Raw genomic sequence first — 1002 nt, 5'->3', positions numbered from 1 at the left:
ATAATCATTCGACTAAAATATTCAATAAATCCAATATCGAAGTAATCTGCAGAAACGATATTAACTAAGTTACTTACAATTAAAGGTAGTGATGTAGTATCAGCAATAAAACCACTAGCAATAATAAAAGGAAAAATCACTTTTTTATTAAAACCTAGATTTCGCACCATAGCGAGTACAATTGGCGTTAAGATTAATGCTGCGCCATCATTAGCAAAAAATGCTGCAACCACTGCACCAAGTAACATAATAAACACAAACATTTTTAACCCATTACCGTTAGAAGCCTTGACCATATGTATCGCAGACCATTCAAAAAATCCAATTTCATCTAATATTAATGAAATAAGAATAACAGCTACAAAAGTTAAAGTTGCATTCCAAACAATACCTGTTACTTCTAATACATCGGAAAAACTTACGACTCCTGTAATGATAGCAACAACAGCTCCAATTAAAGCTGTAATACCAATATCTAAACCTTTTGGTTGCCATATCACAAAGATTAAAGTTAAAAGAAAAATCACAATTGCTAAAATTGTCATTAACACTCACCTGACTTCATATTTTTACATACACAGCGTTGGTTAGATGTGTTAATGATGTTTAAGTTTTGATTAATATAATCTAAAAATGCATGATTAAGTTGATACCAATGTTTGTTGCCGTCTTTTCGTGTTGTAACTAATTCGTTATCTACTAATGACTTCATATGATGACTTAGTGTAGGTTGTGAGAATTGAAAGTGTTCTAATAAGTCACAAGCGCATAGCTCACCACAAGAAAGTAAATCCAGTATTTCCAACCTACTTGGATCTGATAAGACTTTTAATATTGTCGATAGTTCTTTATAAGACATGAATATACCTCCTAGACATTTAATAGATTAACATCTATATAGATTAATGTCTATGTTCTTTTGTCTACTGTTTTTAATTCTGTATATAGTTTGGCGTGTAATACCTATTTCTCTAGCTATAGTACTTATAGATTTACCTTGTT

General features: G+C 30.7%; 3 protein-coding genes. All 3 read right to left on the bottom strand.

Going from position 1 to position 1002, the window contains the following annotated elements; all coding sequences use genetic code 11:
• Nucleotides 1-545, bottom strand: a 545-nt coding sequence (locus tag FHL06_RS14360; RefSeq protein ID WP_192918046.1) for an ArsB/NhaD family transporter, incomplete at its 3' end; no start/stop codon positions are given.
• Nucleotides 545-859 carry an As(III)-sensing metalloregulatory transcriptional repressor ArsR gene (gene arsR, locus FHL06_RS14355; protein ID WP_153387351.1) on the bottom strand — a complete coding sequence of 105 codons (315 nt, stop codon included), beginning with the start codon at nucleotides 857-859 and terminating at the stop codon, nucleotides 545-547. The genes FHL06_RS14360 and arsR, both read right to left, overlap by 1 nt.
• 27 nt (nucleotides 860-886) lie before the next feature.
• A partial coding sequence (locus tag FHL06_RS15195) for a helix-turn-helix domain-containing protein (RefSeq protein ID WP_153387349.1) occupies nucleotides 887-1002 on the bottom strand: 116 nt, incomplete at its 5' end.

Source organism: Companilactobacillus halodurans (assembly GCF_009600985.1).
Taxonomy (GTDB): Bacteria; Bacillota; Bacilli; order Lactobacillales; family Lactobacillaceae; genus Companilactobacillus; species Companilactobacillus halodurans.
This window is presented reverse-complemented; position numbering and strand designations above follow the sequence as displayed.